This is a genomic window from Brevibacillus sedimenti (assembly GCF_020923495.1).
GTDB lineage: Bacteria > Bacillota > Bacilli > Brevibacillales > Brevibacillaceae > Brevibacillus > Brevibacillus aydinogluensis.
Window position 1 is genome coordinate 1 of record NZ_CP064048.1, and the last position, 26,374, is coordinate 26,374.

Annotated in this window: 26 protein-coding genes and 4 pseudogenes; 13 read left to right on the forward strand and 17 right to left on the reverse strand. The window is 58.8% G+C overall.

Annotated elements, in window-relative coordinates; translation table 11 throughout:
- Positions 1 to 494 precede the first annotated feature (494 nt).
- Together IRT44_RS19300 and IRT44_RS00010 are read left to right on the forward strand one after the other, a co-directional pair.
- Positions 495 to 668, forward strand: a pseudogene (locus IRT44_RS19300) (esterase family protein); the annotation flags it as partial.
- A gap of 22 nt (positions 669 to 690) precedes the next feature.
- Complete coding sequence (locus tag IRT44_RS00010; RefSeq protein WP_230077228.1) at positions 691 to 1,086, forward strand: alpha/beta hydrolase-fold protein; 396 nt, start codon at positions 691 to 693, stop codon at positions 1,084 to 1,086.
- Positions 1,087 to 1,088: 2 nt separating this feature from the next.
- Here IRT44_RS00010 and IRT44_RS00015 read toward each other — a convergent pair whose 3' ends face one another.
- A complete protein-coding gene (locus IRT44_RS00015) occupies positions 1,089 to 1,247 on the reverse strand; it encodes a hypothetical protein (protein ID WP_171564494.1) in 159 nt (52 codons plus the stop codon).
- 152 nt (positions 1,248 to 1,399) lie between these two features.
- Between IRT44_RS00015 and IRT44_RS00020 the strand changes: the two are divergent.
- Positions 1,400 to 1,906: pseudogene (locus IRT44_RS00020) on the forward strand (2'-5' RNA ligase family protein).
- A 109-nt stretch (positions 1,907 to 2,015) separates the two neighbouring features.
- Positions 2,016 to 2,455, forward strand: a pseudogene (locus IRT44_RS00025) (GNAT family N-acetyltransferase); the annotation flags it as partial.
- Between the two features lie 53 nt (positions 2,456 to 2,508).
- Here the strand turns inward: IRT44_RS00025 and IRT44_RS00030 are convergent.
- The 4 genes and pseudogenes from IRT44_RS00030 to IRT44_RS00050 all read right to left on the reverse strand — a co-directional run bounded on the left by IRT44_RS00030 (position 2,509) and on the right by IRT44_RS00050 (position 5,286).
- Positions 2,509 to 2,787, reverse strand: coding sequence for a PHP domain-containing protein (locus IRT44_RS00030; RefSeq protein ID WP_230077230.1), 279 nt, complete (start codon positions 2,785 to 2,787; stop codon positions 2,509 to 2,511).
- 23 nt (positions 2,788 to 2,810) lie between these two features.
- Positions 2,811 to 3,251, reverse strand: a complete 441-nt coding sequence (locus IRT44_RS00035) for a hypothetical protein (RefSeq protein ID WP_230077231.1) — start codon at positions 3,249 to 3,251, stop codon at positions 2,811 to 2,813.
- 450 nt (positions 3,252 to 3,701) lie between these two features.
- Positions 3,702 to 4,596 (reverse strand): annotated as a pseudogene (locus IRT44_RS00045) (MBL fold metallo-hydrolase).
- A 54-nt stretch (positions 4,597 to 4,650) separates the two neighbouring features.
- Positions 4,651 to 5,286, reverse strand: coding sequence for a YitT family protein (locus IRT44_RS00050; RefSeq protein WP_230077224.1), 636 nt, complete (start codon positions 5,284 to 5,286; stop codon positions 4,651 to 4,653).
- 290 nt (positions 5,287 to 5,576) lie between these two features.
- On the opposite strand from IRT44_RS00050, the gene IRT44_RS00055 reads away from it, so the two are divergent.
- Together IRT44_RS00055 and IRT44_RS00060 are read left to right on the forward strand one after the other, a co-directional pair.
- Positions 5,577 to 6,917, forward strand: a complete 1,341-nt coding sequence (locus IRT44_RS00055; RefSeq protein ID WP_409978436.1) for a hemolysin family protein — start codon at positions 5,577 to 5,579, stop codon at positions 6,915 to 6,917.
- 484 nt (positions 6,918 to 7,401) lie between these two features.
- Positions 7,402 to 9,768: an ATP-dependent helicase gene (locus IRT44_RS00060; protein ID WP_230077234.1), complete on the forward strand. Its 2,367-nt coding sequence runs from the start codon at positions 7,402 to 7,404 to the stop codon at positions 9,766 to 9,768.
- A gap of 229 nt (positions 9,769 to 9,997) precedes the next feature.
- Here the strand turns inward: IRT44_RS00060 and fabI are convergent, their stop codons facing one another.
- From fabI to IRT44_RS00075, 3 genes are all read right to left on the reverse strand, one after another.
- Entirely contained in the window at positions 9,998 to 10,771 is a 774-nt protein-coding gene (gene fabI / locus IRT44_RS00065) for an enoyl-ACP reductase FabI (protein ID WP_230077235.1), read from the reverse strand.
- A gap of 106 nt (positions 10,772 to 10,877) precedes the next feature.
- Positions 10,878 to 11,045 carry a hypothetical protein gene (locus tag IRT44_RS00070; RefSeq protein ID WP_171567024.1) on the reverse strand — a complete coding sequence of 56 codons (168 nt, stop codon included), beginning with the start codon at positions 11,043 to 11,045 and terminating at the stop codon, positions 10,878 to 10,880.
- Positions 11,046 to 11,117: 72 nt separating this feature from the next.
- Positions 11,118 to 11,840: a ZIP family metal transporter gene (locus IRT44_RS00075; protein ID WP_171567026.1), complete on the reverse strand. Its 723-nt coding sequence runs from the start codon at positions 11,838 to 11,840 to the stop codon at positions 11,118 to 11,120.
- 305 nt (positions 11,841 to 12,145) lie between these two features.
- On the opposite strand from IRT44_RS00075, the gene IRT44_RS00080 reads away from it, so the two are divergent.
- From IRT44_RS00080 to IRT44_RS00105, 6 genes are all read left to right on the forward strand, one after another.
- Positions 12,146 to 12,763 carry a MerR family transcriptional regulator gene (locus tag IRT44_RS00080; RefSeq protein WP_171567028.1) on the forward strand — a complete coding sequence of 206 codons (618 nt, stop codon included), beginning with the start codon at positions 12,146 to 12,148 and terminating at the stop codon, positions 12,761 to 12,763.
- A 707-nt stretch (positions 12,764 to 13,470) separates the two neighbouring features.
- Complete coding sequence (locus tag IRT44_RS00085; protein WP_171567030.1) at positions 13,471 to 13,992, forward strand: ADP-heptose synthase; 522 nt, start codon at positions 13,471 to 13,473, stop codon at positions 13,990 to 13,992.
- 147 nt (positions 13,993 to 14,139) lie between these two features.
- A complete protein-coding gene (locus tag IRT44_RS00090; RefSeq protein WP_230077236.1) occupies positions 14,140 to 15,567 on the forward strand; it encodes a MocR-like pyridoxine biosynthesis transcription factor PdxR in 1,428 nt (475 codons plus the stop codon).
- Positions 15,564 to 16,298: an AzlC family ABC transporter permease gene (locus IRT44_RS00095; protein ID WP_171567034.1), complete on the forward strand. Its 735-nt coding sequence runs from the start codon at positions 15,564 to 15,566 to the stop codon at positions 16,296 to 16,298. Before IRT44_RS00090 ends, IRT44_RS00095 begins: the two co-directional genes overlap by 4 nt.
- Positions 16,295 to 16,615, forward strand: coding sequence for an AzlD domain-containing protein (locus IRT44_RS00100; RefSeq protein ID WP_171567036.1), 321 nt, complete (start codon positions 16,295 to 16,297; stop codon positions 16,613 to 16,615). Before IRT44_RS00095 ends, IRT44_RS00100 begins: the two co-directional genes overlap by 4 nt.
- A gap of 98 nt (positions 16,616 to 16,713) precedes the next feature.
- On the forward strand, positions 16,714 to 17,193 hold the full coding sequence (locus IRT44_RS00105) for a chemotaxis protein CheW (RefSeq protein WP_171567037.1): 480 nt from the start codon (positions 16,714 to 16,716) through the stop codon (positions 17,191 to 17,193).
- Between the two features lie 144 nt (positions 17,194 to 17,337).
- Here the strand turns inward: IRT44_RS00105 and IRT44_RS00110 are convergent, their stop codons facing one another.
- The 7 genes from IRT44_RS00110 to IRT44_RS00140 form a co-directional block, all read right to left on the reverse strand.
- Entirely contained in the window at positions 17,338 to 18,006 is a 669-nt protein-coding gene (locus tag IRT44_RS00110) for a hypothetical protein (protein WP_171567039.1), read from the reverse strand.
- A gap of 192 nt (positions 18,007 to 18,198) precedes the next feature.
- Positions 18,199 to 18,609, reverse strand: a complete 411-nt coding sequence (locus IRT44_RS00115) for a hypothetical protein (RefSeq protein ID WP_230077237.1) — start codon at positions 18,607 to 18,609, stop codon at positions 18,199 to 18,201.
- Between the two features lie 264 nt (positions 18,610 to 18,873).
- Complete coding sequence (locus IRT44_RS00120; protein ID WP_230077238.1) at positions 18,874 to 19,407, reverse strand: hypothetical protein; 534 nt, start codon at positions 19,405 to 19,407, stop codon at positions 18,874 to 18,876.
- Complete coding sequence (locus tag IRT44_RS00125) at positions 19,308 to 19,922, reverse strand: hypothetical protein (protein ID WP_230077239.1); 615 nt, start codon at positions 19,920 to 19,922, stop codon at positions 19,308 to 19,310. Before IRT44_RS00125 ends, IRT44_RS00120 begins: the two co-directional genes overlap by 100 nt.
- Positions 19,919 to 20,719, reverse strand: a complete 801-nt coding sequence (gene surE / locus IRT44_RS00130; RefSeq protein ID WP_171567043.1) for a 5'/3'-nucleotidase SurE — start codon at positions 20,717 to 20,719, stop codon at positions 19,919 to 19,921. The genes IRT44_RS00125 and surE overlap by 4 nt, the downstream gene beginning before the upstream one ends.
- A gap of 204 nt (positions 20,720 to 20,923) precedes the next feature.
- Positions 20,924 to 21,349 (reverse strand): tellurite resistance TerB family protein, encoded by a 426-nt coding sequence (locus IRT44_RS00135; protein ID WP_171567045.1) that lies wholly within the window; start codon positions 21,347 to 21,349, stop codon positions 20,924 to 20,926.
- Positions 21,350 to 21,448: 99 nt separating this feature from the next.
- Positions 21,449 to 23,278, reverse strand: a complete 1,830-nt coding sequence (locus IRT44_RS00140; protein WP_230077240.1) for an ABC transporter substrate-binding protein — start codon at positions 23,276 to 23,278, stop codon at positions 21,449 to 21,451.
- Positions 23,279 to 23,402: 124 nt separating this feature from the next.
- Here IRT44_RS00140 and IRT44_RS00145 point away from each other — a divergent pair, with 124 nt between their 5' ends.
- A complete protein-coding gene (locus tag IRT44_RS00145) occupies positions 23,403 to 24,638 on the forward strand; it encodes an MDR family MFS transporter (RefSeq protein ID WP_230077241.1) in 1,236 nt (411 codons plus the stop codon).
- A 10-nt stretch (positions 24,639 to 24,648) separates the two neighbouring features.
- On the opposite strand, the gene IRT44_RS00150 is transcribed toward IRT44_RS00145, so the two are convergent.
- Both IRT44_RS00150 and IRT44_RS00155 read right to left on the reverse strand, forming a co-directional pair.
- Positions 24,649 to 25,443 (reverse strand): ABC transporter ATP-binding protein, encoded by a 795-nt coding sequence (locus tag IRT44_RS00150; protein WP_171567050.1) that lies wholly within the window; start codon positions 25,441 to 25,443, stop codon positions 24,649 to 24,651.
- Positions 25,436 to 26,368, reverse strand: a complete 933-nt coding sequence (locus tag IRT44_RS00155; RefSeq protein ID WP_230077242.1) for an ABC transporter permease — start codon at positions 26,366 to 26,368, stop codon at positions 25,436 to 25,438. The genes IRT44_RS00150 and IRT44_RS00155 overlap by 8 nt, the downstream gene beginning before the upstream one ends.
- Positions 26,369 to 26,374: the final 6 nt, after the last annotated feature.

The following is a 26,374-nucleotide window of genomic DNA, read 5'->3' on the forward strand; positions in this document are numbered from 1 at the left end:
AAAACGGCTTTTACGCTCTCGATGCAGGGTTCCATGGTCAGGTCGGGATGGTACGGCGGACTGCATCAGATAGACGATTCGGCAATATCCTCTACCGTGACGCCGCGCTCTGCCAGGCGTGTCAGGGCGGCATTTCTGACTTCGCTGCTGTGTACGTGCTTCTTCATTGAGACAACCCCTTCCACGATTGAGTGAAGTCACTTTTTATCATAGTAGTATCATACGCTGGCAGAATTGCGACAATCTTTCGGCTGGAAAGGTTTTTTTCCGATGGAGGAGTTGGGAAAACATGGCCGGCGGGTCGCCCTCCCTTATTTGAAAACGATTTCCCTGTCCCCTTGGCTTTCGGTATAATGAACGCAGCCACGAAAGGAGGACATCCCTGTGCCGCTGAATGAAATCACACTGACGAGCAACTTCCTGGGAACAACGGAACATCTCCTCATCTATACCCTGAGCGGTACTCCCCGCTCTACTCCTATCCCGTGCTGTACGTGCAGGACGGCGAGGATTACCTGTCGCTGGGCCGGCTGGCGACGCTTCTGGAACAGCTCCACCGGGAAAAAGAAATCCCTGACCTTATTGCTGTGTTCCTGCCGGTGGACAAGTCCCGGCGGTACGCGCGTTACCATCCGGACGGTGATGAGCATCTGGCCTACCGGCGCTTTTTGGCTGTCGAGGCCGTTGGGTATGTGGACCGTCACTACTCCACTCACCGCTGGGGCAGGCGCGAACGCTGCTGGGCGAGTCGTTGGGCGGCGTCGTGTCACTGTTACGGCGTTGGCGTATCCGCACACGTTTGGCCAGGTGGCCTGCCAGTCTGCCGCGATGGACGAGGCGCTGAACCGGCGTGTCGCCGAAGCGGAGCTGCCCGCTTCCCTGCACGTCTACCTGGAAGTGGGAACGGAAGAAACGGCGGTGGAAACGTCGCGCGGGACGCTCAACCTGCTCGCGGCCAACGAACGACTGCGCGACATCCTGCAAACAAAAGGGGTCACCCTGGCTTATGAGACCTTTGCGGGTGACCACACGTGGGGATATTGGCAGGCCAACCTGCCGCGCATGCTGCGCGCGCTGTTTGGGTAAACTTACCGTGGCCGTTCTTTTTGCGTGCCGTCTTCCTTTCCTGGCGAGACGAGCGCCTCTTCGAATTCCGCTTTGCGGATGACGGTAATGATTGTAAAGGTGAGCAGTGCCAACAAAAACAAAACGAGGAACATAAAGGTAATCATCATGGCTGTTTTCATGATTATTGGGACACCTCCTTGCTGTTAACAGTCTGTCCCATCGTCGAAGGAATATACGGGTTGACGCATAACATTACACAAATGGCGAATTTTCTGTTAAAATAAGTGGATATGATGGCATGTTCAAAAACGTGAAGAAGGAGGGGTTCCATATGAAATACAGTATCGTCGTATTCCCATCCAGCCAGGTGCAAGAGATCGCCAACTCATACCGGAAACGTTACGACCCGACCTTTGATTTGATCCCGCCGTACATCCGACTGAAAGAGGCGTTTGAGCTGGAAGAAGACCGCCTGCCTAATCTCGTGAGCCACCTCGAACAGGTTGCCCAGTCGACAGATAGCTTTACCGCTCATTTCCACCGCATCTCGACGTTTCACCCGACCAGCAACGTGATCTACATTGCCGTGCAAAACAAGGAGCCGTTTGTGGCCCTGCACGAAAAGATTGTGAAGAAATGTGTCAATACTCCGGAAACATACGCCTACGTGCCTCATCTGACCATCGGGCGCGATCTGTCCAACGACGAGCTGCGCGACGTGACCAGCCAGCTGAGTATGCACAAGATCGACCTGACCTCGAGATTGACAGCTTCCACTTGATTCGTCCTGGAGGACGGCACCTGGAGCGTATACCAAACGTTCCACTTGAAAAAATAACCGTGAGGCGATTATTCTCGCGGGCGGGATAGCAAGCGGGCGTTTGAGCGCAACCCCTTCACGGCTTGTGAAAAGAGAACTTCGGCGCAGAGCGAAAGGAAGCGTGACGATGAACCAGGTGTACCAAATCGAGACCGTCCAGTCTGACAAGCAGATGAACGATGCCCTGTCGGTGCGGCGGGCCGTGTTTGTCGAGGAGCAGCAGGTGCCGGAAGAGCTGGAGATTGACGAGCATGACCGGCCGGACACAGGGACCGTTCACTTCGTCGCCTACGCGGGGGAGACGCCCGTGGGAGCAAGCCGTTTGCGGCCGTATGCTCCCGGTGTGGGCAAAGTGGAGCGGGTTGCCGTGGTGAAAAGCGAGCGGGGCACCGGCCTGGGCCGGGAACTGATGCTGGCCGTAGAGCAAGCCGCCCGCCGTCTCGGCTACCACAGCCTCAAACTGAACGCCCAGACCCACGCCCACGCTTTTACGAAAAGCTCGGCTACCAGGCGCACGGTGACGTGTTTGACGAAGCCGGCATTGTTGCCATGGTAAAAAAATATAAGTGTAAAAAACAACCCCGCAGTCCTCATCGGACGCGGGGTTTCATTGTGCAGTGTTATCGCTTCCGCATCGCCGCAATCTCCCGCAGCCGTTCCACTGCGGAGACCGGTGCGGTGTGCGTACCCAGCATGGCGTGAAACGGCTCTTCGCCGCGCCAGCCGTGGAAGTCGGAGCCGCCGGTCATGACCAGGCCGTGTTGCTCAGCCCAAGTGCGATACCGCTCCCGTTCGGCCGCGTCGTTGTCCGGGTGCCATACTTCGATGCCGTCCAGGCCAAAGGCGATCAGTTCCTGCACCAGGTCATCGTCGTCGTACAGGCCGGGATGGGCGAGCACGGCGGCACCGCCGGCTTCCTTGATCAGCGTGATTGCCTCCTGGGGTGTGATGCGCGAGGGTTCACGTAGGCGGCTCCCTCGCGGCCCAGGTACTTGGCAAATGCTTCGTCGAGGAGCCGACCACGCCAGTTCCACCAGCTCTTCGGCGATGGGGGCCGGCCGATGTTTTTGTCCTCCCCCTTCTTTCGCCGGTAGACGCTCTCCAGGGTGATCGGGATGCCCAACTCGCGCAGACGGGCGATCATCAGCTTGTTGCGCTGCCGGGTCTCGCGCAGCCCGCGCAGCTTTTCCTGAAACGCCTCGTCGTCGTACGGGATGAAATAGCCGAGCACGTGGATGTCCCTTTCCCCCACCCCTTGTTGAAAAGCGACGGTGTCGAGTGAGTCCGGCCGGCGCTCGCGGGCTCCCGCTATGCATGCGCGTGTATGGGTATGCAGATCGGCTTGTTTCACGTGATGTTCCACTCCTTCTGGTTTCTCCTGTTTGTAAGTCTGAATCGCCGCTCCTCCACATATGATTAGGCAACACACAATTTTGAGTGTAGCCAAGGAGGATGTCCATGCGGTTAAAAAGCAAAAACCTGACCGGTGTTGTTCGGCCGCTGTCTTATGTCGACAAAATGCTCCGGCAGCAAGGATTTCACCGTTCCGGCGGAGACAGCCCCCCTACCTACGATGTCGTTCATCTACGACTCAGCCACCAGCACTTCGTATTTTCTCCGCATTCCGACCAACTACACCAGCACTACCACCGGCAAGGGAGAATTGACGGTCAAATTGGGCCACCCTTATCTGGAAGCGAAGTTTTACATGCACACGACAGACGATGACCAGTTCGTGATTCCGAAAGAGATCCGCGAAGCCGCCGAGCACAAGCTGGCCGAAAATCGCGGACTACTTGTCCCATCCCGCTGCTCAGCGCTGATCGCTCACTTTTCGGCTCCACAGCCATTGATTGGCGGCGAAGCGATAGCCCACGCGCTCTTCCTTCATCAGTCCAATCAGGTAGCCCATCAGCGCGGTCCGGTACAGCACGTAGCTCGTGGCGTTTTCGATGGATATCTGCAAGCGTTCACACAGCAAGGCCAGTGTTTGTTCCAGCGTTCTCTCCTCCGCCAGCAGCTCTTCAATCACGTCGTACAGCCGCGGTGCCAGTGGATGTTTTTCGTCAGGATCGCTTCCGGGGCGGTGGTGTAGGACCGTGCCCCGGCAGGTAGCCGCGATAGCCGGATTCCAGCAGCTTCACCAGACTGCGCAGGGTCTCATGCGCATCGACGAGAAACGGCAGCTTGTGCTTTTTCAGTGTCTCCTCGCCGAAAAAGCTGTCGGCGGCAAAGCAGATGCCATCGCACACCAGGCCCACCTGCTGCCAACTGTGTCCCGGCAAGGCGATGACCTCAAAGCGGACGCCGTCGATGTCCAGCCCGCCATCCACCGGCAGGAGGCGGTCCACCCGGGAGGCTTCCGCCAGCAAAAACTTGTTGCACAACTCCGCCAGCGGTTGGGCCCCCATCCCGAGGTAGATCGGTTCCAACAGCGGGTAGCGGATGATCGCCTCCTCCAGCGGCGGAGCGTATACGACCGCCTCCGGCCAGCAGGTGAGCAGGTAGGCATTGCCGCCGAAATGATCGGCATGGGCATGGGTCTGAACGATGGCAGACAGCGGCTGGGGCAGTGCCTCCAGCCCTTTTTTGATTTTCTTCGCGGTCTGCGTGTCCAATCCGGAATCGATCAGGATGGCGCCGCTTTTTCCCAGAACGAGGCCGATGTTGACGCTGCCGGGAAAGTAGCCGATCCGATCGGTAATCATTTCAGGCATATGTGAGGCCACAGGCGTTCCCTCTTTTCTTGTCTGGCTTTTTGCTTATTTTCTCCACGCGCCTCCCCCATCCCTGCCGATCGGCCCGATTACGACGTACGGCGCCGGCCTGCGGCGAATGCCGCTGAAGACATGGGTGCAGGACGCGACGGCGACAATCGTGATCAGGGAAAAGACGGTGCGTTCCCATCCGATCGCCGGCAGCGAACCGGCGACGATCAGTCCGTCGATGCCGAGAATCAGGAGCGCCACTGGCAGTCCGTACCGCCTCGCCACAAACTGGGCCAACAGGTCGGTGCCTCCCGTGTTGGTCTTGTACGCCAGCATCAGTCCGATGCCGGAGCCGATCAGCGCGCCGCCCCAGACGGCCGAGGCTGGCGTCGACCAGACGTTCCAGGACCGCAGCGGCGAAAAGACATCAATGAAAAAAGAAGAGATCAGCATACCGTGAAAGCTGTGGGCAAACAGGCTGCGGTCGAAGGCGAAGACGAGTGCGTAAACGGGCAGGCTGACCAGAATCATCACCAGTCCCGGGGGCACGTGCAGGTAGTACGTGGCCAACAGCCCCAGGCCGATCATGCCCCCATCCATCAGCTGGTGCGGAACGAGAAACAGGTTGACGCCCACGGCGACCAGCACGCTGCCCGCCAGGATTGCCACGCTTTTTTGCAGCCAGTACACACGCTTCTCCTCCCCGGACAGGGTTTCGCTTAACTCTATGTCAGAGCGGGTGCGGGTATGTATGGCAATTGTGCTGATGTGCCGGCACAAATCGGATGGTTTTGACTCTTCGCTTTTTCTGCTGGTATACTATCCAGTAACAGGATAGGTGCGAATGTTGGCCGTAGGGCGTTCGTACAAACATCATCTGACAATAACAAGTGGAGGTGAATTCTCCTGCTGTCGCAAAAGCGCTAGCGGATGCGAGAGGGGAGACATTATTGGAGAGTCCGATAGGTCCGATAGGGGAGATTGTGTTGAATCTGCTGCTCGTCGGCTTTCTGGTTTTTTTGAATGCCTTTTTTGTCGCAGCAGAATTCTCGCTGGTGAAAGTGCGCCAAACCCGTCTGGCCCAACTGGCAAGCGAGGGAAACAAGCGCGCCGCCTACGCGCAAAAGGTGACCCGCCAGTTGGACGCCTATCTGTCCGCGTGTCAGCTTGGCATTACGCTGGCATCGCTGGGACTGGGGTGGGTAGGTGAACCGGCCGTCGCCCATTTTGTCGAACCCGTTTTGGTTTCTTTAAACCTGCCACAATCCCTGGCAACGCCCATATCGCTGGCGATCGCCTTTGGGTTCATTACCTTCCTGCACATTATTTTCGGGGAGCTTGCTCCCAAGTCGCTGGCGATCCAGAGAGCGGAAACTACCTCCCTCTGGACAGCAGCGCCGCTGATGTTCTTTTACAAGCTCAGCTATCCGCTGATCTGGCTGCTGAACGGCACGGCCAACTTCTTCATCCGGCGGCTGGGCATCGAGCCCGCGGCGGAACACGACTCCGCCCATACGGAAGAAGAGATTCGCCTGCTCGTCAACCAGAGCCATAAAAGCGGCCACATCGACCAGACCGAATTGGCACTGGTGGACAACGTCTTTGCGTTTTCCGAGCGTCTGGCCCGGGAAATCATGATCCCGCGGATTGACATGGTCTGCCTCTACGATGACAACACGTTTGAGGAGAACCTGGAAATCATGCGCCAGTCAAGACACTCCCGGTTTCCGGTGGCCCACGAGGACAAGGACCGACTGATTGGGTTTGTCCACACCTCTGATTTTTACCTGTCGGCTCTCACCTATGGGAAAGCGGAGCTGAAGGATTTTCTCCGCCCGCTTTTAACCGTGCCGGAGTCCATGGAAATCAGCCACGTGCTGCGGCTGATGCAGAAACGCCGTTCGCAGATGGCAATCGTCATCGACGAGTACGGCGGCACCGCCGGACTGATTACCATGGAAGACATTCTGGAAGAGATTGTGGGCGACATTCAGGACGAATTTGACGAAAACGAACGTCCCGATATTGAAAGTTCCAACAACAACGAATGGTCCGTCTCCGGGAAGATGCTGCTCTCTGAGCTGAATGACATAATCCCCGTGGAGATGCACTCCGACGAGGTAGACACGATTGCCGGCTGGCTCTACAGCCAGTTGAACGAAGATGTGGCGGAAGGCAAGTCGGTCCGCTTGCAGGACTACCTCTTCACCATCACCGAGCTGGAAAACCACCGCATCACGCGGGTGAGCATCACCTACGTGGGCGAAAACGCACCACCGACAGAGAGCGACGAGACCGTTCTTTTACCCGCACAGTCGTGACGTATAGACAAAGACTGAAGACAAACTGTAGGAACGATCTTTCCATCGGTGTCAAGCCGAAAGGCCCGCCCATTCATCAACCGAAGGTGGAGATAAAGTACATCGCATGGAGTGATGGGCCAAGCGAGCTCCTTTGACGACCGGCTCAGCGGAAAAACGAAGACGCGGGGATAAACAGGGGGCACAAGTCTCACTTCAGCGAAACACCCAGATGTTTGCCCCCTGCCCGCGTCGCGTTTTGGAGCGGACTTCATCCGCTTCTTTGCTGGGCGTCAAGCGAGCGAGCGGGCCCGATCATCCATGCGCCACGGACTTTGTCTACACGCTGAAGTGTCCCCTGCCCGCAGGGGGCACTTCTTCTTTCCGGCTGCCGGCGGTACAAGACCGACAGCCCCCGTCCCCATCATCCGATGTTACCATTCACAGGCGTGTCAGCGCGGTAAGTCTGCCGTATCACACGCCGCATTCCGTACGAGGTGTCGCCATGAAAATCGCGCAGCTAGACGACCAGGTCATCCTGCTAACACCCGAGACATACCCTCGCATCCCCGCCTGGCGGCTGGCCGCTCGCCAGGGAAAAGTGCGCTGCCCCGTCTGCGGTTCGCATCTCCGCCTGATGGCGGGAATCAGTGCGGAACCCCGCTTTCTCCATCCCGCGGACAGCGATTGTGCCTGCAAAGGAAGTGACGAGGCGGTGCACGAGCGGCTGGCTGCCAGTCCCGAGCTGGCGGCCGCTGTCGCAGCTGCGGCCGATCCCGCTCCGCGTGATGCCAACCCGCGTCAGGCGAACGCCGCCACGGTGGAAGAAGAAGACGGCGAATCGGTGCGGGTCGGCTCCTTTCGCCTGCCCAAACAGCGGACGATCGGCGGCAGCAGCGTGACGCCCGCGCCAAAACCGCCGCTGTTTCGCAAACGGCTGATGCCGAAAACGCGCATCCAACACCTGGCGGAACAGCAGAACGAACCGCTTCATCCCCGCCAGCAGCAGGCTGTCACGACCACGGATGGCCCCCTTCTCATCCTGGCAGGGGCGGGCAGCGGCAAGACGCGCGTGATGACAGCCCGGACCGCCCACCTGATCCGGGACAAAGGCGTCCCTCCCCGGCAGATCATGGTGGTCACGTTTACCACCAAGGCGGCGGATGAGATCCGGCAGCGGCTGGCCCGCCAGCTTCCCCGCGAGCAGGCGCGGGAACTGATCGCCGGCACGTTTCACGGCATCTTTTACCGCATGCTGCTGTACCACCAGCCGGAACGCTGGGATCAGCGCCGCCTGCTGAAAAAAGATTGGCAAAAGTGGCGGCTGCTCAGGGAAAGCGGCCTGCTCGCCAGCCATCCCGAACTCCTGGGGCAAAAGGAACAGGACGTGCTGGACGCGTTTGGCGTGATTAGCCGCTGGAAAAACGAATACCTGCTGCCCGGCCAGTCCGTCCCGCAGGAAGCGGCAAACGACGCGGAGCGGCAGGCACACGAGCTGTACCCGCTGTACGAACAGGCGAAGCGGACGCTCGGCTGGTTTGACTTTGACGACATGTTGATCGGCTGTTACGAAATGCTGCGGGACGATGCGGAGACCCTGCGCCGCTATCAGGAGCGGATCACGCATGTGATGATCGACGAGTTTCAAGACATCAACCGCATCCAGTACGAAACCGTCAAGCTGCTCGCAGCGCCGCAAAACAATCTGTGCGTCATCGGGGACGACGATCAGTCGATCTACGGATTTCGCGGCAGCGATCCGCAGTACATACTTGGTTTTACCCGCGATTATCCCCAGGCCCAAACGATTACGCTGGAAGTGAACTACCGCTCCCGCTCCGCCATCGTCGGGCTGGGCTACTCATTGATCGGCCATAACCGGGCGCGCTGGAAAAAAGACTGCCTGTCGTTTCACAGCGAGGAAGGGGAAACCTATCTGTTTGAGCCGGACGACGAGGAAGAACAGGCCTCCCGGATCGTCGACGAAATCAGCCACCGGATCGAGCAGGGGACCCCTCCCGGCGAATGCGCCATCCTCTACCGCACCAGCGAGTCGGCCCGACCGATCCTGGAGCGGCTGAGCGAAGCGGGCATTCCGTTTCACTACACGCAGGAGGAGGACTCCTTTTACCAGCGGCAGGCTGTACGCTGGACGCTGGGCTATTTGCGGCTGGCGCAGGACCCGGACGATGCAGAAGCGCTGAGGGAGATTCTCCCCACCCTCTACATCTCCCAGGAGATGTGGAACGCGGTGCGCAGCCAGGCCATACTGGAAGATCTGCCGATCCTGCACGTGCTGCCTCGCCTGCCGCAGTGGAAAGTCTACCAGCGCAAACACTTGCAAACCGTGACCGACATCCTCGCCGCCTGCCGGGAATGCCCGCCCGCCCAGGCGCTGGAGCTGATCTACGAGGACGGCCGGCTGCGGGATTATCTGAAAAAGCGGGCCAAAGACCGGGACGACGGCAGGGAGCGCTGGAGCGACGAACTGCAGCAGCTCTTGGCCGCAGCCAGGCGGCACGCTACCGTCGCCGAGTTTTTGCACCTTGTGGAACGCATGGCAGAACAGGAAAAGGAGTGGCGCCATGCGCGGCCACTCCCAAAGGAAGGTGTTCACGTGCTCAGCATTCATCGGGCCAAAGGACTGGAATTTGACCACGTGTTCCTGCCCGATCTGGTGGAAGGCGCTCTCCCTCACGAGTACGCGCTGGACGCCGTGCGCAAGGGAGAATCGTCCGCGCTGGAGGAAGAGCGGCGGCTCCTATACGTGGCGATCACGCGTGCCCGCCATTCGGTCGCGGTCGGCATCCCCCGCGAACGGTTCGGCCGGAAAACCAGGCCCTCCCGCTTCATCGCCGAAATGGGCGGATAGCCGGTCCACTCCCCCGCCCATGTAGATCAACCATTCTTCCATCGATGCAATGATTGGAAACACGGCAAACGGCTCCCTTCCGTACGTTTGGTACTAGCGTGCGGAAAACGGGAGCCTTTTATGCGCGCGGGAGCGGTATTTGCAACGCCGTTTTAGCTGCAGCGTTGTTGGCTGAAAACGAAAAAACCCCTGCGCCCGGCCGTACATGCCGGAGCAGGGGTTTGCGTTTTTATCGTGCGATGATGTTGTAGCCGGCATCGACGTGGATGATTTCGCCCGTGATACCGCGGGAGAGATGGCTGAACAGGAAGAGCGCCGTGTCGCCCACCTCGGATTGGTCCACGGTGCGGCGGAGCGGTGCTTTTTCCTCGATTTCCTTCAGCATGCTGTTGAAGTTGCGCACGCCTTTTGCCGCCAGGGTGCGGATCGGTCCGGCGGAAATGGCGTTGACGCGGATGTTGTCTTTGCCGAGGTCGCTCGCCAGATAGCGGACGCAGGCATCCAGCGCCGCTTTGGCAACGCCCATGACGTTGTAGTTGGCAACGACGCGCTCGCCGCCCAGATAGGTCAGGGTGACGATGCTTCCGCCTTCGGTCATCAGCGGACGAGCGGCACGCGTCACCGCCACCAGCGAGTAGGCGCTGATGTCCTGCGCCAGCGCGTAGCCGTCGCGGGACGTGTTGACAAACTCGCCTTCCAGCTCTTCCGTCTTGGCAAATGCGATGCAGTGAGCCAGTCCGTGGATGACGCCCACTTTTTCCTTGATTTGGGCGAACGCAGCTTCCACTTCTTCATCCTTGGTCACGTCGCAGTTAATCAAAATCGGCTCGCCGCCGAGGCTTTGGGCCAGCTGCGCCACGTTTTCCCGCAGCCGCTCCCCCTGATAGGTAAAGATCAGGTTGGCCCCGGCCTTGTGCAGGGACTGGGCAATTCCCCAGGCAATACTGCGGTGGTTGGCCACGCCCATGATAACGAAGTTCTTGCCTTGCAACAATGTATTCATTATGTATCGGCCCCTTTTCAACGTTTTTCCCCTGACATTATAACCGATCTTGTCCTCGGTTACGAGAGTCTGCTGGAAAAACGCGAAACGGGACCGCTTCCATCGGTTATTCTCCCTGCTGCATCGCTTTTGCCAAATCGTCCGCCGGAGCGGCTGCACTGTTGGAAAAGACCCAGGATTCTTCCACCGGATTGAGCGGCGTTCCGTTTGCCGGGAATTCCGCCTGCAGCTGCGCCGGTTCGCCTGCCGGCGTCAAGTCTTCTCTGTTCTCCATGGATGATCGCTCCCTTCCGTCCAGGCTTTTTTGGCCCACAACCATTTTTAGGCTGGCTGGGGAGGCGGCTGTTTATGCATGAACATGCCCGCCCGGCAGCCAGACGGCTGTCACGAACAGGTACGCAACCATCCCGGCAAAAAAGTACACCCCCAATACCCGTCGTCCGTTCTGAATCAGCGGCACCAGATGGCTGGCCGAGACGTACAGGAAGACGCCGGTGGTAAGGGCTATCACCACGGAAGACCATCCGTCCGGGAAAATTTGTTCCACCGCCCCTACGCTGAATGCCCCCGCCAGTGTGGAGGCCCCCAGTGCGGCCGTCCCCCAGAACGCTTTCCACTGCGAGCGCGTCGCCGCCAGCACCAGTGAAGCAAAGATCACGCCGTCCGGCACCTTGTGCAGCACCATGGCCAGCAGGACGGAAAACCCGATGCGATGGTCCAGGTGATAGCTGGCGATCAGCGAGACGCCCTCCACGTACGCATGCAGCAGAAATCCGCTGAACAGGCCGATCAGGCGGGAGGAGCCGGCTTTCCGCTCCGCTCCTCCGATCAGCTCCAGCGCGAACAATAACGCAAACCCGAACATCACCAACGGCATGGCCCGCTCGCTTCCCCCTTCCATTGTATGGGGAAGCAAATCCAGCAGGGTAAGCGCCAACAGCAGACCGCCGCCGACGCTGACCATGGCGTACAGCGTCTCTTCCGACCAGGCGCGCAGGCACAGGAGAAGCCCGCCGATGCTGCTTGCGGCCGCTGCCACCGTAAGTATCACGATCAGATCCGGTTGCATGGCACGTCCCCTTTCATCCGGGGTGTCGGACGTGTGTCCCTTCCATTCTACGCGCGTGTCCCGGTCGTTATGCCTTTACCTGCGGCAGTACCCGCTAGAGATTCCCGGGGCAAAACGAAGAGCTGTGCTGCATGGCCCCGTCCTTGCTGCCATGCCCGGCGAACACATGACAAAAATCGCCAACCTGTCCGAATTAGCCGAAACGCCACTTGTTTTTAGAACCTTTGTCGATTCCCTTTTACCCGGAAAAATTGGTGCTATAATGGGGCCACGGGAATTCCTGATGGGATAAGGAGTGATTCGGGATGGATGTACAAGTGTGGATGGCTTCCAAGGAAGTGGCGGATCGGTTGGATGTTCACGTCCGGACGTTGCGAAACTGGTTGGAGATGTTCGTGCCGCCGCAGGAGCGGCAAAAAAATCCTCAGGGTCACTACCTGATCAGTGAAACAGGGTTTTCCTTGCTGAAAGAAGTCAAACAACGCAAGGACGAAGGCAACTACTCCCTGCGTGACATACAGCGTCAGTTGATTGAAGAAGGACGCATTCCGGCGGACATGCTGGCCGAGGAGGAAACGGCCGCCGCTCAGGAACAATCCGTTGTGGTGACCGGGCCAAAAGCAGCCGGCCTTCGCGAGATGGAGCTGACCGTGCAGGAGATGATCGTTCAGTTTCAGCATGAGCTGGCCCAACTGTCGTCATTGAACCAACTGCAGTCCACCATTTTGCAAAAAATCGCCGACATCGAGGAGATGCAAGAGTCGCTGCGGCTGGAGATGCGCCGCGTCACATTTGAAATGGATCTCATGCAGCAGCGCCTGACCCGGCGAAAAGAGCGGTTGGAGCGTCATCAAGCGCGCTGGTCGCTCAATCCGTTCCGCTGGTTTACGCGTTCCGACCGGAGCGCCGCAGCCAAGAACTAGCTGCATGCCCTGCCGTACTGTGTCGTATTCGGCATGACGGCAAAGGCAGACAGAGCGAATCTCCAGACTGGACAAGCCTGCCGTCCTCTGCGTTTCCGGGAAAGCCAACAAGCTGAGACACAAGGGTCTCAGGTCAGCATGCAGACAAAGTTCGTGGCACATGGGTGCTCGGGCCCGCTCGCTCTCTTGACGACCAGCAAAGAAGTGGATGATGTCCGCTCCAAAACGCGACGCGGGCAGGGGGCAAACATCTGGGGGTTTCGACGAAGTGAGACTTGTGCCCCCTGTTTTTCCCCGCGTCTAGCGTTTTTCCGCTGAGCCGGTCGTCAAAGGAGCTCGCTTGGCCCATCACTCCATGACAAGTAATTTGTCTTCAGCTTTGGTTAATGAATGTGCAGGCCTTTCGGCCTGGAAACGATGGAAGATCGTTTCCTTGTGAACACTTACCAGATAAATAGTTTGTTTTCAGTCAGATGCTGAGACCCTTGTCTCAGCTTTTTTGTTGCCTTGTGTTTCATCTGGAATGCGGCTGCTTCCTTATGTTTCGATGCTGTTGCCGCCCTGCTGCGCTATTGCGAGCAGCAGGCCGTCAATTTTTTCTCTGCCATGCCTCCCCCTTTACTGTCCAGCAGGTGTGCTCGGCCCTCTCCCCAGGGTTGTTGTCAACTTCCGATTTCAGTATGATGGTTACGAGGAGGGTTGTCGAAATGCCGAAACAATTCGTTATTGAAGCGATCATGCTGGCCATCTACGGGGAATTAATGGCACCGTCGCAACCTGTAGAGTATTACATACCCGCGTCGACAATCTACGAATTGGACGAGTTTTATCATAGCCCGGAACCGATCATGCCGATCCCGGCCGACGATCAGCACGTACGCAAGATCATGAAGGAAATGATTCAGTTCTTCTCCGATCCGTTCAACCGCAAGCGCATGGAAAAGGGCCTGATCGCTCCCTGGTCCATCGTGCCGTTTTCGTTTCCAAACGGCGTGACGCTCAACGTGGTCAAGGTAGACGACAACGCCATGTGGGGAGAACTGTTTGATCCGGTGGAGACCCAACTGCTGCTCACATCGATGCGTTTTGAGATACCGCTGATCACCGACCAGACGGATTACCAGGATCGGATTTTGGAATATGTCGTACCCGTTCAGTTTTACGATGTAGACGACTTTGAATTTGCCCTGGAACAAGGGATCTCGTTGGACGAGCTGCGGGAGCCGTAACCGGCTCCCCCCTTTTTTACGGACGGATTGGCCCCTATGGTCCAGTCCGTCTGTTTGGCTTTTTATTGCCGGAAAATTGGCTCTTTTATTTTATTACGGGAGCCGGTATAGTGGAGAGCAAAGCACAGACTGAAAAGGGGCGGCATCATGGGGCGAAAACCGATTTACACACGTGTGTACAATCAGCTGCGCTATCAAATATTAAGCGGCGAATTGGCAATTGGCTCCCCTTTGCCACCGGAGCGGAAACTGGCCGCGCAGTTGGGGGTGAGCCGCAATACGGTGGTTCGGGCCTATGCCGAACTGGAAGCGGAAGGATTCATCGCCAGCCGGATGGGCAGCGGCCGGTACGTGGAAGTCCTCCCGCCCGCTCCGCGCATCAGGCGGATTGACTGGAACAGCCAGCACGGTTACGAATCGCTGACCTCCTCCCCGTCGCACATGGCGGAGCTGCTGGAGGTAACCGACCGCTGTCCGAATCCCATCAACTTTGCCCACGGTGACGGGGGCAAGCACACCTTGGCTTCCTCCCGCTTTTCCGACTACGTGAAGGCGACGGCAGAAGAGCTGCCTTCGTATTACTTTACCTCGGTGCAGGGGCTGCCCCAGCTCAGGGAACTGTTGGTGGAGTGGATGGGGATGGAGCAGATCTCATCTCCGGAGCAGGTGACGATTACCAGCGGCTCCCAGGAAGGCTTGTACCTGATCACCACCCTGCTGGCCCGGCCCGGTGACTGCATCGTTACGGAAATGCCCACCTATTTCGGCTCGCTGCAGCTCTTCCAGTCGCTTGGCCTGCAGATCGTGCCGGTGCCGCTGGATGCGGACGGCATGCGCATCGACGTCCTGGAAGGCGTACTGGCCCGCTGCCGGCCGCGCTTTCTCTACACGGTGCCGACGTATCACAATCCGACCGGCCGGACGCTGTCGCTTGAACGCCGCAAGCGGCTCCTGGCGCTGAGCGAACGATACGGCATTCCCATCGTCGAGGACGACGCCTACCGGCACCTGCATCTCGCGGAGGAACCGCCGCCGCCGTTGAAGGCGCTGGATGAGACCGGCAGCGTCATCTACCTGAACACGTTTTCCAAACTGCTGTTCCCCGGCCTGCGCATCGGCTGGGTGGCGGCCAGCCGTCCATTTGTGCGCTTGCTGACCCGGCTGAAGGAATTGTCGATCACCACCAATACGCTGGGACAGCTGGCAGTGGCCGCCTTTCTCCGCGACGGCGCGCTGCTCCCGCACCTGACGGACGCACGCCGCCAATACGCCGAGCAGGCGGCGATCATGGAACGCCATCTGGAACGGCTGCGGCCTCTCGGCATCCGCTGGGAACGGCCGGCCGGCGGGTTTTATTTCTGGCTGTCCCTGCCTGAAGAGATCAACCCCCGCCGGCTGATGACGCTCTGCCGGGAACAGGGGGTTCTGATTGCCTGCGGCGATATGTTTTTGTTGCGGGAGGCAGAACAGCCGTATATCCGCCTTTGCTTTACGCACGAACGGCCGGAACAGATCGACAGGGGGATGGCCATCATCGCCCGTCTGCTGCACGAACAAAAGGAGTTGATGACATGAACACGAGTGAACCCGCAGCGTGGAAGCAGGGTGTGCTGGACGCCCTGCCGATTACGGCCAGCTACGTCTTGTTTGGTGCCATCTTCGGCATGCTCTCCGGTCAGTCCGGCCTGGCCGCCTGGGAAAGCATGGCGATGTCACTATTCGTCTATTCAGGGGCAGCGCAGTTTGCGGCCAGCTCCATGATCGCCGAACACGCTGGCTTTTGGGCAATCATCTTGACGACTTGTCTGTTAAATGCACGCCACTTTTTGATGGGCCTGTCGCTGTCTCCCTACTATCAGCGCTTTTCGCCCGCCCAGGTGAATGCGCTCGCTTTTCTGCTGACCGACGAGCAGTACGCCATTACCCTTAACCGTTTTCGCCGCTATCCGAGCGACACGTCGTACATTCTCGGGGTCGGCCTTTCGCTGTACATTGCCTGGTGCCTGGGCACCTGGCTGGGAACAGTGGCCGGCCAGTGGATACCAGACCCGGCCGCTCTGGGCCTCGGTTTCAGCTTTACCGCGATGTTTGTGGCGCTCGCGTACTACCAGCTCTTGTCCGTTGTTCGCATCCTGACATTTGTGCTCTGCGGGGCGGCGGCCGTCGGGATGACGTTCGTGCTCCCCAACGGGCTGCCCGTTCTGGTCGCGGGCCTGCTCGCCTTTGCCATCGGCTATTTCCTGCCCGCGGCTGAACCGACCGAAACCGCTCAATCGCCGAACGTCAAGGAGGTGGAGTCGACGTGAGCACCCATCCGCTCCTGCTTTTTCTCGTGATGGCGGTGGCCACCTACCTGTCGCGTCGGGCGTTTCTCCGCTTGCCCAGCCGCCACTTTTCCGCCCGGCTGAAGAACGGCCTCAGCTTTATTCCGCTTGGCATCTTTGCCTCGCTCATCTTTCCCTCGCTGTTCGTGGCCGAGGGGCAACTGGCGGTGCAACCGCTGTTTCTGATCGCCAGCGCGCTCTGCTTGGCCGTGATGGCGGTCAGCCGCAACGTCTTTATCAGCTTTGGCGTCAGCCTGGGACTGGTCGTCCTCGTGTCGCTCGGCGTAATCCCGCTCTGAGAAAACCGGGTAAATATTCCCACTCTCAGCGTTTGTCCATGGTACAATACGGGTAAAGAATGAAAGAATGGGATTGCGTTGCAGGAGGGACATGGGAGATGGAAACGTTGCAACATGTGGACGGTACAGACTGGAAAGCGGAAGGCGATTCCGTCCAATCCATTTTGTTTCAAATGGGGGACGAAACCTACAGCCTGCCGATCTCGCTGGTGCGGGAGATCATCAAGCCGCTGCCGGTAACCCGCTTCCCCAAGTCGCCGCCGTACGTGGAAGGCGTGATTGATCTGAGGGGACGGATTCTGCCAATCATCAACCTGCGCACGATGTTCGGTCTGGAGCCGCTGCCGCTGACGGAAGAGAGCCGGTTTATCGACCTGCAGCTGGAAGGGCTGAATGTGGGGATCGTCGTGGATGCCGTGTCGGAAGTCATCTACCTGTCCCGGCAGGTGATCGAACCGGCTCCCCCGATCGTAGCCGGAGTCGACGGCAAATACTTAAGCGGCATTGCCCGCGTGCAGGACAAGCTGATCATGCTGTTGGACGCGGACGAAATTTTTGCCCAGTGGAAAAAGGCTTGAAACCAAACAACGCCCCTGGTACGAAAAAAGCGTACAGGGGCGTTGTTTAGCTTGCATGCATAATGCTTTGGGACAGACGATGCCGTCTTGCCACGGACACGTTGATTCGTTCCCGGATCGAATAGCGATCGGCCCTCTTTTCCGCTACTCCCGGCCGCCGCTGGCCAGATACGAGTAATTGACCCAGACCATCTCCTCGATCCCGAGAATTTCCTTGAACAGATCGACGGAGTCGTACAGCATGGAGGAGCCGGTCTCCTCGTCCACTTCGGTCAGGAGCTGCAGGTCAAACAGCGAACGAATCTGCTGCACCTGCTTGGGTCCGACAAACCTGCTGAAACACTGGGGACGCACCCGGGTAATGCCTTTGCCCACTTCCCGTCGATACTGGTCGGACCGCACCACGCGATCCAGGATCTCCTCGTACTTTTGCCGCAGGTCGTCGTTTTCGCTGATGGCTTCCTCCACATCCACATGCGGATACAATCGGCCAAACTCCGCTTCCGCCAGCTCCACGTCCAGCGAATAGCTGATCGTGGCCGAGGATACCTCGTACCCGCCGTCAAACAGCCGAAAGCCCCATCCATTTTCTTCGGAGTCGTGAAACCAGAGCAGCGGCACGCAATGGCGGGACAACTGCAGGAGAAACTGCACGGTTTGATGCGTTTCCAGCCATTCGTCCTGCAGGAAAAAGGCGTTCCATTGGTGATTGACGTTTCTGTGGAAGTAAGGCTGACGCGATTTGGGCAGATCAGTCAGCACTTTCGGTTCGTATTTGCGCGGATACAAAATCCCCGTCGTAAACTCACCCATCCGTTTTCCACCGCTTTCTGGCAGGCTCCCCTTTTGGGCACATCGGTGTGAGCCATGGTTCTCCCTACCAGTTTATTCATCAGCCGCTTGTTTTTTGCCGTGATCTTTTATTGCCCGCTGGTGGGGAAAACGGTGTGGGCGGCGACGACCGGCCGCAAAATTCGACCATTGGTGCAGCTCAAGCGGAACTGATCAGGCCGCCATCACCTTTCCGGTCACAATGCCCAGGACCGTGCGGGCGTAGTCGCCCACCAAGCCGGAACCCGGCTTGCTTTCAAAGCGAAGCGTCAACTCCAGATGGCCGACGTGTCCAGCCGGCGGGACAATCCAGGACAATTCCGTTTCACCGGCAAGGATTTCTTCAATCCGCTGCTTCTTGGCTTCGATGTCCAGTTCCGGGTCGTGCGACAGCGAAAATTTCATCGTCACTGCGATCGGCTTGCATGGCCGCGACTCGGTCTGCGTTCCGACCTTGCCGCGGATCACGACCACGCCGGCATCTCCCCACAAGGTGTACTCCAGGATCGCCTGAAAATGCGGATGGACCTGCAGCTCCAGCGCGGGGAAGCCGCCGTCGACGCGCAGTGCAAACCGTTCGGCCAATTGTGCGACCTCCTCCTGAAAACGGCGGGCGCACTCCGAAACCGCCTCAAACACGCAAGGTTGAACAGAGTACATCCTACTCACCCTTCCCGGCAGAATATCTGTCCCTCTAACTTCGCAGCGCCGCTTGTCGTTTCCTTTGTGGAAACCTGACTACTTTACCCATATTTTCCCGAAACGACAAACATACCACTTTACAAGCGTGTTGAACGATCGGACAGGCCTCTTCACTGACGGCCGTGACGGACGGGCGTTTCGCTTTCCCTATCTCAGCTCGTACGGATTGGAAGCGGCAGGCCAGCGGGATGCGAACAAGTGCTGCAACTTTTCCTGCACGGCTTCGTCCAGTTCCAGGTGAAACAGCCGGCCGTTTTCCATGCGAATCAGCGGATAGGCGCCCCACTCAAGGGGAACCGCCTCCTCGGTACGGACAAACTCCGGCAGCGCCAAGAGAAACCGGGCAAACGGGTTGGCCTCGTCGGCGGACATGTGCACCACCTCAAACACGTGCGACAAGGAAGGCGTGACGATCAGCCGGAGCATCTCTCCCTGCTCGGCAGCCCACACCGTAAAGGCGGTCTCGCGCACCTCGCTGCGGGCGTGGCGGCGCATGACCCAGACCGCTTGCTGGACAGCACTCATCAACAGGTGCTGGGCCCCTTCGTCTCCGTGCTTCTGGCGCAGGCGGGCGTAGTCGATCAGATAGGCGACGCCCGTCTCTTCCAGCACCTGATCGGGCAGTTCCAGTGCAGAAATGGTCTGCACCACTTCTTCCTGCACGGCCGCTTCGCTGGGCACGTCTTCCGTCCCCCTTCGTACAGGGAGCGAATCATCGCTTTCGCCCGCGATGCCTCCTGCGGCGAAAAGGTGATTGCTTCCGTGTAGATATGGGTGAGCAGGCCTGCTTCGTAGGAGAGGTAATGCAGCAGTGTTTGTTCCTGTTCCAGCATGCGCAGGGCCATGTGATGCTCCTCCGGCCGCTTGATGTCAAACGCGAGCGGGAAGCCGAGCGGCTGGATCGGATCATGGAGAGTCCAGATCACTGCGAGCAGCTTGTCGCGGTAGGTCTTGAACTCCACCGAGACGGCGTCCCGGGTCGCTTCGCTGAACGCGTCGACGCTCTCAAACACGAGGTACAGCTCCACGTCGCCTGCCGCGTTGAGACGGGCAAAGTAGGGCAGTCCTTCTTCGCCCGCCAGGCGGTACAAATCGGCAAAGTTGGTCGCATCCAGCACTTCCCCCTGCGTGGCTGCTGTCGGCGACCTCAGCGACGGATCGGGCACGACTTCCGGACGAAACGGCTGTCTTGTCATGATGTGCCCTGACCCCGCTGCTTCAGCAACGGCCACTCGGCCATGTCGGCCAACAGCGAGCGGTCCGTGGCGTCGATATGTACCGGCGTGACCGTTATATAGCCGTTTTTGACCAGATAGTAGTCGTCTGCATCGGACTGCTGCTGGCCATCCGGGTACTCCCGTGTCAGCCAGTATCCCTCGTCCTGCCGATCGAACTTGTCTTCGTAGTGGTGCAGGGCGAGCGCTGCCGGCGCGATTCCTTTTACCTGTTCGGGAGGCAGATGGGGGATGTTGATGTTGAAGAAAACGTCGGCGGGCAGCTTCTTCTCGGCCGCCTGCTCGCAGAACATGTGCAGCAGCGGACGAATCAGCTCGCCCACCTGGCCGAAGTCGTCCTGGGCGTACCAGTTGTCGTAGGAGAGAGCGACGCCGGGAACGCCGAGAATGACCGCTTCCCTTGCCCCGCTGCAGGTGCCCGAGTAGTAGATGTCACGGCCCAGGTTGGTACCGACATTGATGCCGGAAAAGACGATGTCCGGCCTACGCCGGTCTTCAAACAGCAGATGGCAGGCCGCCTTGACGCAGTCGGCCGGGTTGCCGTTGATCGCCCACGCCTTTACCGGCAGACCGTAAAAGGGGTGAGAGACAGGAGCCAGCGCGCTGCGGTAGGTGAGGCCGTGCCCTACCCCGCTCCGTTCTTCCGCCGGAGCCACAACGTAAATCTCCGCATTCTTCAGATCGAGGAGCGCTTCCGCCAGCCGCCTGATGCCCTGCGCTTCAATTCCGTCATCGTTGGTCAACAATATCCGCAACATGTTGTGTCCTCCTTCGTAGTGGCGCCGCCACCTCGAGTATTCTTCCTCGTCAAGCCACATCAAAGTGCCCGCAGGGGAGCTTATTGGCACTGCCTGCTTTTCTCCTTATTGTACCAAAAATGAAAAACGGACCCCAATCCACTGTGAGGTCCGCACATCGTTTTTCAGCTGCACGCGGTTCGCTTTCAGAGCGCCGCCTGCTACCTAATCGTCGACGATCTTTTTCCAACGCTCCCGCCAACGGATGCCTTCTTCGATCCACGCTTCCACCTGGGCGATCTTTCCCTCGGGAATCCCCAGCAGGCGAGCGATGCGGCGAATCTCGTTCGTTTCCGCCTGCGACAGCTTGTGGTCGATCAGCGCGATCCGGTACAGCTTGCGCAACAGCATCAGCTTCTCCGCCCGCGTCAGGTCCATCAAGTCAGCCACGATTGTCTCCGGCCGCTTGGGATAATCCATGTCATCCATGAGAATCTGCCGCTCTTTCAGCGTGAAATGCTCCGAATTGACAATCTCCTGAATCCGGGTCAATTCTTTATTGCCTATATATCCGTCGGCATGGCCAACGCAGATCATCAAGCGAATGGACGCAAACAAAATCTGTTTGTCCTTTTCGGTTTTGCTGTACAATCGTTTTTCCTCCCCCGAAACTCACTGCAATGCGCGATATTCACTGCAAATGTGAGAAGCAGTATTTGCCTAATTATACGACGAAAGGGGTAAGCGGTTTCAGACAAAAATGTGACATTTTCTGTCACGCTCGGACAAACATGCGGGAAAAATCTGGCCAACCGTGCGCATTGAGTGAAAGGCCTGACTATCGGGGGTGGGCAAGCAGTTCGATGCGATTCCGGTACAGCGGCAAAAACACCCGCTGCCGAAGCAGCCAGGACACGATCGCCTGCATTTGCCGGCGCCGCTTTTTTCATCGAAGGTGCGCGCAAGCTCCGCTGATCGGGCGGTCACTTCCCTGACGGCTTCCGGCGGCAGGTGGTGACACGGACTGAATGCCTGATCGTGCAAAAATTCCAAAAGCGACAGTTCTTCCCGCTCGTCGATGTTGGCGCTGTCCAGCACGAGATCGGCATGCCTGAATGTCTCGGGTCGGGCCATCTCTTCCGGCTCGACGTACACAATCCGAACATCGATGCCATAACGGGCGCAGCGCATCCGAATCCACTCCGCATCCTCGACGTGATCCTGGTCAGGATAGCTGACGAGCCGGAGGGGTTCTTCCCTGTAGCCGCTCGCCTGCAAGCGCCGCAAAATCTCGGCGTCACTCGTCTGCGGGAAACTTCGTACCTTGCGCCTCTCCTGTTCTCCCCAGATGACCGCCGGCTCCCGTAATCCTCCCAGTTCCTCCAGCAGCAGCCGGCGATCCAGGATACGGTCAAGGATCGACCGAAAGGCAGCAGACGTAACCGGCCCAGGCTTGATCATGTTGCACCCGAGGTACTGAAAGCAGCGCTCGCTGCGGGACACCTCCGTCCAGGTCGACCGCGAATCATCCTGTTTTTCCCTTCCCGGGACGTTGGCGAATACGATTTCGGGCCATCCGGCTTCCGTTTCGCCCGTCATGTCCGGGACGCACCAGATTTCGATCCGATCCGTAAACGGACGGCCGCCAAAATACGGCTCAAACGCCTCCAGCACCAGCATCGAGTCGTCATTGCGGACCACGCGAAACGGCCCGGTTCCCGATGGCATGCAGCCAAATTGCTCGCCCATCTGCTCCGTGTAGTCAAACGGGACGATGGAAGCAAACTCCTTGCTCAAGGCGTGCAGCAGCAGGCTGTCCGGATGGTGCAGCCTGATCCGCAGTGTGTACGCGTCAACCACGTCCACCGCACGGATCGACCGGACAAGCCATTGATGAAGGGGAGACTTGTCCCGCAGGCGAAGCAGGGCATACCGCACATCCTCCGCCTCCAGCATTCTGCCGTGGTGAAACCAGACCCCTTTTCGCAGGATAAACGTCCACTCCGTTCCCTGGGGATTCGCCTCCCAGTACAAGGCAAGCCGGGGTTCAAAACGACCTTGCTGTGGATCAAAGTGAACAAGCGTATCAAATACATGTTTGGTCAGATGGGCTTCCGAACGCAGCAGCACGCGGGAGGGGTCCAGCATGGGCAGCGGCCTGCCCTGGGACAGCCGCAGCACGTCCTGTCTGCTTCCCGGACTCCTGCTGACATGCAGGCCAAACTGACTGCTCATCCAGCGCTGAAAACTTTCCTCCAGCTCGCCTAACTCCTCCCGATACCGGGCTACAAACACGCGTGCTCCGCGAATCTCTCCCTGCCGGACCAGTTCCCTGGCGACAGAGAGCGCGGCGTCAGCGGGATGAATGCGAAACGTCAGCACGGACTGATGTCCCCTGCCCTTACCGGGCTGCCAGACAATCCACCCCCGCTGCGCTAACTTTTTTACCGTAGCCGCCGCATTGCGCGGGGTGCAGCACAAGATGGAAGCCGCACAGGCCAGAGAGAGGGTGATGGGCTTGTCGATCGCCGCCTGCGGGCAGCCGGCAAACAGCCGATGATAATGTTCAAACAGGATCATAATCATACACCGCCTCAAAACATGAAAAAACGACGTGTCGTTTTGTACGCTTTTTCTTTCGTTCCCCCCGGCGTACAATCGGGTACAATCCCAATCCCGATACAGAAAGGATACCAGGATAAACATGAAACGAACATCACTTTTCACTCGCTATCCGACCACGGTCTGGGTCCGGCTCTTCGGCGAACTGGTGACGCAGCTCTCTCTCAGCATGATTGCCCCTTTTCTGATCTTGTATCTGAACGAGCAGGCAGGCAGCTCCGTTCCCCTGACCATGCTGGTGATCGGGCTGCAGCCCGCCAGTGAAATCGCGCTGACGCTAATCGCAGGGGGTGTGACGGACCGGTACGGACGCAAATCCGTCATGCTGGTCGCTCTGGGCCTGCAGGCGCTGGCCATGCTGGGAATGGCGTTTGCCCACTCGCTTGCCGCCTTTGCCATCCTGTACATGATAAACGGTGCGGGCCGCTCCCTCTTCATCCCGGCGGCACGCGCCCTCCTGGCTGATACCGTCCCTCACAAGCTCCAGTCGGAAGCGTTCGCCCTGTTGAATACAGCCAGCTATATCGGCGCTGCGGCCGGTCCGCTTGTGGGCGTGCTGATCTATCAAAGCGACCCCAGCCTTGCCTTTCAATTGACGGCGTTTTCGCTGGTCCTCTACGCCGCGTGCGTCTGGTGGAAGATACCGGCGTCTGCGCCAGAAGTGTCGTCGTCGGCACGCACACCATCACCGGCCGCCGCCGGGGACTTGCCTGCTCCCGCCGCCCGGCACAAAATCCGTCCCGCGCTGCACCTGATGCTGTTGGCCATGCCGATCAGCCTGTTCTACGCGCAAACGGAAACCAATCTGCAGCTGCATCTGAAGAATACATTCACCGATTATCTGGAACTGCTGGCCATGCTGGCCTCCACAAAAGCGGCCGCATCCATCTTCCTGGAATTTTGGCTGGTCAAATGGACGCAGCGCGTGTCCCCGCGAATCCTCATCACCGGTTCATACGTCTGCTTTGCCGCGGTCTCCGCAGCCTACGCCCAGTCCGACAGCGCGGCTGTACTGCTCGCCATCCAGCTCGTGCTCATTCTCGGCGAAAGCGTCGGTCTCAATCACCTGCTGACGCTGGTGGCACGGATCGCGCCGCCCTCCATGCGCGGCCGCTATTTTGCCATAACGGGGCTGCACTGGGACATCTCCCGCGCAGCGGGGCCTTATCTGGGCAGTCTGGTCCTGATACATTTCGGCGGCGCATGGCTGTTCGGCGCTTCGGCCGTGCTGCTGCTCATCGGGGCCCTGGCCCAGTACCTGTACCTGCAGCGAATGGAAAAAGCCTCCCCGTCACTTCGGGAAGGCTCAAGCATGTAAACGGTGCGCGTTACGACAGCAGGTAGCGGTCTTCGCTGAACGATTCGCCACGCGCCGCTTCAAACGCCTGCAGCAGGTCCTGCGGCTTCATCTTCCGTTTTTTCTCCTCCGGAATGTCCAGAATGATGCTGCCCTCGTGCATCATCAAGAGACGGTTGCCCATGTTCAGCGCCTGTTCCATGTTATGCGTGACCATGATCGTCGTCAGCTGGTGCTGCTCCACGATCTTGCGGGTCAGCTCGACGATCAGCTGTGCGCGTTTCGGGTCCAGGGCCGCCGTGTGTTCGTCCAACAGCAGGATTTTCGGCTCCGTAAACGTCGCCATTAACAGGCTGAGCGCCTGGCGCTGGCCGCCGGAGAGGAAGCCCACCTTGGTCTTCAAACGGTTCTCCAGCCCCTGGTCGAGCTGTTTCAAGTGCTCGCGGAACAGCTCCCGCTTGCGGTTGGTAACGCCAAACGACAGTGTACGCCGCCGGCCGCGGCCGTAGGCGATGGCCAGGTTTTCCTCGATGGTCATGTTGGGTGCCGTGCCCGCCATCGGGTCTTGGAACACGCGGCCGACAAAGGTGGCACGCTGGTGCTCACCCAGCCGGGTGACGTCCTTGCCGTCAATCGTCACGGTGCCCTTGTCGGGAATCAATCCGCCGGAAATAATGTTCATCAGCGTCGATTTCCCGGCCCCGTTGCTGCCGATTACGGTGACAAAATCGCCTGGGGCGACGTGCAGGTTGATTTCCCGTAACGCCACCTTCTCGTTGACAGTTCCCTCGTTGAATACTTTGCGTACGCCGGAAATCCTAAGCATCGCCGTTCCCCCCTTTCACCGCACGGAACCCTTGTCTTTTCCACACGCCTTTGGCAAACGTCGGCACCGTCAGGGCGATGATCACGATCAGCGCGGTAATCAGCTTCATGTCGGACGGGTTGAGCCCTTTGTCCAGCGCCAGGGCAATCACCAGCCGGTAGACGAGCGAGCCGCCGATGACGGCGATGGTCGCCCGGACAATGGAGGAGCTGCCAAACAACACTTCCCCGACAATAACGGAGGCCAGACCGATCACAATCATCCCGATCCCCATGCCCACGTCGGCAAAGCCCTGGTACTGCGCGACCAAGGAGCCGGAGACGGCCACCAGCGCGTTGGACAAGGCCAGGCCGATGATCGTGGTCGTGTCGGTGTTGATGCCGAAACTGCGGATCATCTTCGGATTGTCGCCCGTCGCCCTCAGATCGAGGCCAAGGTCGGTGTGCAGGAACCAATCAATCAGTGCTTTCAGCAGCAGAATACCAATGAAAAATACAATTGCCACACCGGTCAACAGCACCTCCCCGCCCACGGTCACATTGGGGACACCGAGGTTTTTGACAAACGTGTAAAGCGTTTCCTCGCGAAGAAGCGGCAGGTTGGCTTTCTCCATGATGCGCAGGTTGATCGAGTACAGCGCGATCATCGTCAAAATCCCGGCCAAGAGTCCATTGATTTTCCCCTTGGTGTGCAAAAGTCCCGTAAACACTCCCGCCGCTGCGCCGGCGACAAAGGCCGCCAGGGTGGCGAGAAACGGATTCGTGCCGTCAATGATCAGCTTGGCTGCCAGCGCACCGCCCAGCGCAAAGCTGCCGTCCACGGTCAGGTCAGGAAAATTCAAGATGCGAAAGGTCAGATACACGCCCAGGGCCATGATCGCAAACAGCAAGCCCTGTTCGATTGCTCCGAGATATGCCAGGTTCATAGCGTC